The following is a 6,309-nucleotide window of genomic DNA, read 5'->3' as shown; positions in this document are numbered from 1 at the left end:
TCTTTGAACTCCAGGAGGAGACTTAAATTTTATCAAGCATTTTTCTTTACGGCGAGTTGGTTGATGGGCGTGTTCGATACGATTGTTGAGCCGCTTGTGGGTCCTGTGATCGGCTTTACATAGCTTTTCAATTTGTCGGTAACAATAACCCTTGGGGCTGGGTGCGTCCCCAATAATCGGCTTAGGAATCTGATAGCCGATCTCTTATTGCGACGTTTTTGGAGAAAGACATCGAGCTCCATTCCGTCGCGATCGACAGCTCTCCATAAGACAAACATCTCTCCATTAATCTTAAGAGCCATTTCATCCAGATGCCATTTATCTCTCGGTTTCCTCTCACGCTTCTTTATGACATCTATAAAATGAAGAGCGAATTTAGTGCACCATTTCCTGACCGTCTCATGACTCAGGGTAATTCCTCGAAAGGCTAGTTGTTCCTGGACATCTCTATAACTATGATTGAAACGGTAATAAAGCCACACGGCTTGGCTGATTATCGAGACCGGGAAGCAGTGACGTTTGGGAGCTTTGATTAAGGACATGGCGGAATCATACCAACTTTATTTTTTCCTTACTTTATTCCTATTTTGCTTCTTTGTTAAGTTGACGGTGCCTTTGTCCACTTTCTTCTTTTCTTACGCGATAGCTATTAACATCTTTGGCAATTTCCCATAAATTTATCCTTCCCTTTGAATCATAGCGTAAAATTGATTTTTTTGTTATTTTCCTTACCCCTTTAATGCCTTCTATTTTCATAAGTCATAAAACACAAAATGATTATATACAATATAGTGAAATATACTTAATAGGTTTAATTAAAAAGTGGGAATATGAGATAAATACTACTTTTACTATTTCCCACTTTATTGCATCCAAAGGTGTTTTTCAAAAACGATCGTTTATGCAACAAATTGAAACACTCCCATATTCAAAGGCTTGCGTGTTGCAAAAACCTGTTGTATAATCAAATTAATTGGCAACACTTATTTGCAACAAAAATTATGTTTATAGGTTATGCCCGAGTCTCTAAAGAAGGTGATCAAGATACAACTGCCCAAGTCCGTACTTTAAAGGAAGCTGGTTGTAAAAAGATATATGAAGAAAAAGCCTCAGGTGGGCGGTGGGATCGGCCACAGCTTCAAAGAATGTTAGAACATCTTCGAGAAGGAGATGTGGTCGTCGTATGGAAACTAGACCGTCTTTCTCGCTCTTTAAGAGATTTGTTAACTTTTATTGAAAAACTATCAGATTTATCTGTAGGCTTTATAAGTTTAACAGAGCACATTGATACCACAACTCCTGCAGGGATTATGCTAACTCAAATGTTAGGGAGCTTTGCAGAATTTGAACGAGCAATGATTCGAGAGAGGACAAAAGCAGGCCTTGCTTTGGCACGTGAACAGGGGAGGGTAGGGGGAAGAAAACCTAAATTAGGAACTTCTCAAATTCAAGCTATTCAAACCATGGTAGCATCTGGTCAAACAAGTGCTGCTGAAGCAGCACGCTTATTTAACGTTCACCGTTCTACTATATCCAGGGTTTTAAGGGAAGTAGATAATACTTTGAGCTAGATGCATAGGGTAATCCCCCCCCTCAAATTAAAGGGATCTAAAAGTAGAATTATTATTCATTTAAGAAATAATAGTGAAGTTGATTCTTACGTCCTCTGCTTTTTAGTATTCCTTTTTCTATTCCAAAAAGAAGATCTCGGCTAGCCGTAGAAGTAGAGATATCTTTATGAATTTCAATGTAATTTTTACGAGAAAACCATTCTTTTAGTATTCTTGATTTAGCATAATTTAATCGAGAAAAGGAATCTTTTGGAAGAGGGGGAGGCATTTGTGAATAACTGATAAGAGCTGCATCAATTATATTTAACGAGAATTCTATAAATGGGGTAGACTCCCCAAGTCTATCACTTTCGCCAAGTGCTTGATAATATTCTGCTTGGTTGTCCTTTACCAAAACTTCTAAAGGGATATATTCAAAAAGGGGATCTTCTTTCATAAGTATTAATTGTTGCCATAGCCGTCCAATTCGCCCGTTCCCATCGGCAAAAGGATGAATAAACTCTAGTTCATAGTGAAATATACAAGCTTTGATAATCCATGAAATTTCTTTATTCTTAACAAGAAAATCGAATAGATCATGCATAAGTTCAGGGACTCTTTTGGCCGGTGGTGCCACGTGACTTACTTCTTTTCCTTTAAAGATACCTACCGCACCTGAACGCCATTTTCCATTCTCATCTGTGAGGTTTTCCATAAGAATTGTGTGGGCTTGGAGAAGATCATTTATTTTTAAAGGGTCAAATATTTTAAGGTTTCCATAAAGTGAAAGAGCGTTCTTAACTTCAAGTATATCTTTAGGGGGCCCGATAACTCTTTTTCCCTCTAAGATATCTGTAATCTGATTGAGAGTTAATGTATTTCCTTCAATTGCTAGTGATGCTTGTATACTTTTGATATTATTCTCTCGCCTTAATTTAAGAGGGATTTCAGCAATCTTGCGTCCAAAAATAATTCCCAGTTCTCTAGATATTTTTTGAGAGTTTTTAAGAATTAAAGGAGTAATTTTAAATGGTGGTATGTAACTCATAATAATTGATAGTATCATATGATACTATCAAATGGAAGTGGTAATGGGATTAACAAGGAAGAATTAATTTACCAAAAAACGGCCGTTTTGTGTGCCGCAGAGATAAAAGGTTGCTAGCTTTAAGAATGGTCGTCATTTAGCAGCCTGGCTAAGGTTAGTTCCTCGTCAACATTCCAGTGGGAATAAAAAAGTACTGTTAGGCATAAGCAAAAGATATGATCGCTATTTGAGGAAACTTCTCATCCATGGAGCCAGAGCTTTTATTAGTTTTTCTAAGAGGCGATCTGCTTGGTTAGAAAACCTTATTAAGCGCTGTGGTACACAAAAAACTTACGTCGCTTTAGCCAATAAAAATGCGAGAATTGTATGGGCTCTTCTTGCCAAACAAACAACATATCAATGGCTACGATAAGGACAAGAAGTGATCGGATACACCATCTGGTCTAGAATAATAAAAGCCGAATGTACGTCCGCAACTCACCATACTTCTCTTAAAAAAACTCTTGCATTCATGCTCAGGCTATATACGTTGCAAATTCTGGAAGAGATGCTAACTGGCTCTAATCTACATTACCAATAAGTCCAGTAATTGTAAAATAATGTGATATTTAAGGATTACTAGTTCTTTTGCTTGTTGTTTTTCTGCTTAAGATAGTTAAAAAAATTAAATATCTCCTTACTTCCCCTTTACCAATAAAGCATCTCTAAAAAAGCTATACTCATAAATCTAAGCTTTTAAGCACGTTCAGGCAAAAGGCTGCGTAAGAAATAGTGAATGTATATTTTGAGAAACAATGGGAGAACAAACATGCAGACCTGGAGCAAGGTTGGAAAATGGACAAAAAGGTTCAGCTTAGTAATGTTATTAGGGGCTCTTCCCGTTTGTGCGATGGAAAAGCCAGATGACTGGGAAGAAAAAGTAAATAGTCTTTTTACTGTTATAGGGCCAAACTCTGAGCTGTCCCAAAATACAGTTAAGCTTAATGATTACCCCTTAGCTAATAGAGGAGAGCAATTGGCTGGTGCATTAAGTCGTAACTCTAACTTAAGCCGTTTAGAATTGTCTCGCACCGGCTTAAAAGGAGACCAGCTTCATTTGCTTTTACAAGGCCTTATAAACCATCCAACTCTTTCCACTCTTCTGCTGGCAAAAAATAAAATTACGGATGCCAGTACAGCTTCTCTATTTAGGTTTTTATTAAAGAATAAGAGCTTAGGTTATTTGGATTTAGAAGATAATAAACTGACGCATAAAGGAATAGGAATCACACCTGAAGGAAAAATCTCAGAGGAAGTGCCGACATTATTAGCTGCTTTTCCGACTAATGAGAGTTTAGTTTGCTTGAAATTAGCAGGCAATTACATAAGTGACGTAGCTTTAGAGGCAGTAAAGTCATTTATGCTAAGGCAAGCAGAAAAAAGTTTAACTTTACGACGTGCTGGCCAACAAATCCAAGATCCCCATCATAAACCGCTTAAAAGCTTGATAACTAAATACCTGCATTCTCTTATTAATCGCAGCTCATACCCTAAAGCTGAGTTGCTGCTTGTTGATAAGCGCATAAGTGAGTTTGAGACAGCAAAAATAAGGTTAAAGGATAAGGAATTCTCTAAAAGAGTTACCCAAATCCTAAGGCTTTTGGCTGAAGTAGATCCTGAAACTCAGCATAGTTTAGATTTGAGGAGGTTGCTTAGTTTAAGTCTTGGTATGCCAGATAGTGAGTGTTTAGATATTTCTTATGGTAACCTTTTAAAAGAAGAAGCTTTTCCTATATTAACTCAAGCATTGCAAGGCAATACCATTCTTGAAACGCTGATTATTCGTGGTCAGCTGCTTGGCCATGACAAGGGGATAAAATTTTTAGAAAGTTTAAAAAATCATCCTAAGTTAGGCAAATTATCTTTAGCCAGGGCTGGCTTGCAAGGATCTACTCATGTTTTTTCTTTGATAGAGCTTTTCCCTACCTGGTCAAACTTAAAAGTATTATGTCTGTTTGGAAATGACCTTTGTGATCAAGGTGCGTTAGCTATTGGTCAATGGTTGGAACAAAACCCCCCATTGCTTTCCTTAGGACTAAATGATACCAAGATCGGCCCTGAGGGTGTGGGCTGCTTAGCAGAAGCGCTGTTGCGCAATACTATACTCACTGAGCTTCTTCTTTCAGGTAACCCTATGGGCGATAAGGGAGCAATTTCTTTGGCCCGGGGTCTGAAAGGGAATAAAGGTTTAACAATTTTGGACCTTTCAAAAAATTATATTAGAGACATGGGAGCAAAGGCATTGGCTGAAGTGCTTCCCCATCATCCTATGCTTAAATATCTCTATTTACATAAGAATTTAATTGAGGAAGAGGGAGCTAGTGCATTTCTGGAAGCCTGTTTTGAGGGAGGATCTCAAACTAAAGTATCTTTAGGTGGGAATCCTATTTCTAAAGACGTAATAGACCTTGGATTAGTGGATAACCATTTCGCTCTAGAAGAGATGAGGGGACTCTTATCTAACCTGCCAAAAGCGGTGAGAGAAGAAGAAAGAGAATTACCCAGCTATTGGGAGGTTGCTTTAGATGAAGAGGAAGAAGAATCTTCTTTAAAGGAAGATGAGGAAGGGCGGGTTGAAGTTGTTAGTAATTCAGAGAGCCCAAAGGGAAAGGAAAAAATAGATAGCCCTGAGCTGCAAAGAAGCCCATCTCCGACTCTTGTGGCTACGAAGCAGGAAAATAATTTAGGAAATTTATGGGGTCTTCTTTCTTCCTCTTCCTCTTCTCAGCCAATCCCCCGTCATCATGAAAGTTTAGAAGATAGACAGACTATTTCTCTTTCTGAACTTGCACAAGATTATAGTAAGCTACCTAGTTCAATAAAGAATATTTTTTCTTTAGAAGAATGCCTTGGAGTGGCACAAAATGACCCTAAAATTAAAAAGCTTGATTTTTCTCATCAAGCTTTAGGATCTAAAGGTCTTGAAATATTAGGGAAAGCCCTAGAGCTTAATCATACAATAGAAACGTTGAATCTTACCAATGTTAAAATGAAAAATAACGATGCCTTCAAGTTAATAAATTTCTTAAGAGATAATCCAAGCCTAATGGAATTATTGATAGGGGAGAATCCTTTAAGTAGCAACGCGTTCATAAATCTTTTAAGGAATTTAGCTCATAAAGACTTGGCATTTCTCGATCTGCATAAGATTGGTGCGATAAAATTAGCAGGGATTCAAACATTTGCAGATCATTTATCTAAGGGAGCCCGGATCAGAGCTTTGGACTTAAGCGACAACAGATTGGGAATAGAAGAAGCTCAAGCCTTAGCTAACGGACTTCAGGGTGAGTGTTTACTAGAAGAGCTATCTCTTTCACAGGTAGGTTTAACGGATGCAGAAGTGAAATTTCTAGCTGAAAACCTTGTGCACAACAGAAGTTTAAAAACCCTTATTCTTGAAGGAAATAAGATTACTGATATCGGGGCTGGTTATTTGGTAGATGCTTTAGCCTACAATACTGATTTAGAAGCTCTTTTTTTGCAGGGAAACAACCTTACAAATGATAGTGCAAAGAATTTTTTAAATCTTTTTAAAAATCAAAAAAATAGAACTTTATATACTTTGAGTCTACCTGATGAGGGGATTGACAGAGAAAACGTGGGTAAGCTGGCTATTTTTCTGGGTCAAAATAAGTTATCTGCCTCTCTGAGAGAGTAATGAGAAAAGAAATA

The 6,309-nt window shown here is 37.6% G+C and carries 4 protein-coding genes and 2 pseudogenes; 3 read left to right on the top strand and 3 right to left on the bottom strand.

From position 1 onward, the window contains the following. Positions 1 to 542 (bottom strand): annotated as a pseudogene (locus IG80_RS12580) (IS6 family transposase); the annotation flags it as partial. 40 nt (positions 543 to 582) lie between these two features. Further along, on the bottom strand, positions 583 to 756 hold the full coding sequence (locus IG80_RS15155) for a hypothetical protein (RefSeq protein WP_156962139.1): 174 nt from the start codon (positions 754 to 756) through the stop codon (positions 583 to 585). 245 nt (positions 757 to 1,001) lie between these two features. Between IG80_RS15155 and IG80_RS0108480 the strand changes: the two genes are divergently transcribed. Further along, positions 1,002 to 1,571: a recombinase family protein gene (locus IG80_RS0108480; protein WP_032113654.1), complete on the top strand. Its 570-nt coding sequence runs from the start codon at positions 1,002 to 1,004 to the stop codon at positions 1,569 to 1,571. Between the two features lie 52 nt (positions 1,572 to 1,623). Here the strand turns inward: IG80_RS0108480 and IG80_RS0108475 are convergent, their stop codons facing one another. Further along, positions 1,624 to 2,598 (bottom strand): Fic family protein, encoded by a 975-nt coding sequence (locus IG80_RS0108475; protein ID WP_032113645.1) that lies wholly within the window; start codon positions 2,596 to 2,598, stop codon positions 1,624 to 1,626. A gap of 118 nt (positions 2,599 to 2,716) precedes the next feature. Between IG80_RS0108475 and IG80_RS15150 the strand changes: the two are divergent. Together IG80_RS15150 and IG80_RS0108470 are read left to right on the top strand one after the other, a co-directional pair. Then, positions 2,717 to 3,010 (top strand): annotated as a pseudogene (locus IG80_RS15150) (transposase); the annotation flags it as partial. Between the two features lie 396 nt (positions 3,011 to 3,406). Continuing rightward, positions 3,407 to 6,295 (top strand): leucine-rich repeat domain-containing protein, encoded by a 2,889-nt coding sequence (locus IG80_RS0108470; RefSeq protein WP_198027325.1) that lies wholly within the window; start codon positions 3,407 to 3,409, stop codon positions 6,293 to 6,295. Positions 6,296 to 6,309: the final 14 nt, after the last annotated feature.

Origin of the sequence: Candidatus Paracaedibacter symbiosus (assembly GCF_000757605.1) — a bacterium.
GTDB lineage: Bacteria > Pseudomonadota > Alphaproteobacteria > Paracaedibacterales > Paracaedibacteraceae > Paracaedibacter_A > Paracaedibacter_A symbiosus.
Note: the sequence above shows the minus strand (reverse complement) of the source record. Positions and strands in the feature narration are given on the sequence as shown.

Excerpts from the sequence above, each read along its gene's own strand:
- IG80_RS0108475 (WP_032113645.1), bottom strand. The coding sequence starts at position 2,598 with ATGAGTTACATACCACCATTTAAAATTACTCCTTTAATTCTTAAAAAC.
- IG80_RS15155 (WP_156962139.1), bottom strand. The coding sequence starts at position 756 with ATGAAAATAGAAGGCATTAAAGGGGTAAGGAAAATAACAAAAAAATCA.
- IG80_RS0108470 (WP_198027325.1), top strand. The coding sequence starts at position 3,407 with ATGCAGACCTGGAGCAAGGTTGGAAAATGGACAAAAAGGTTCAGCTTA.
- IG80_RS0108480 (WP_032113654.1), top strand. The coding sequence starts at position 1,002 with ATGTTTATAGGTTATGCCCGAGTCTCTAAAGAAGGTGATCAAGATACA.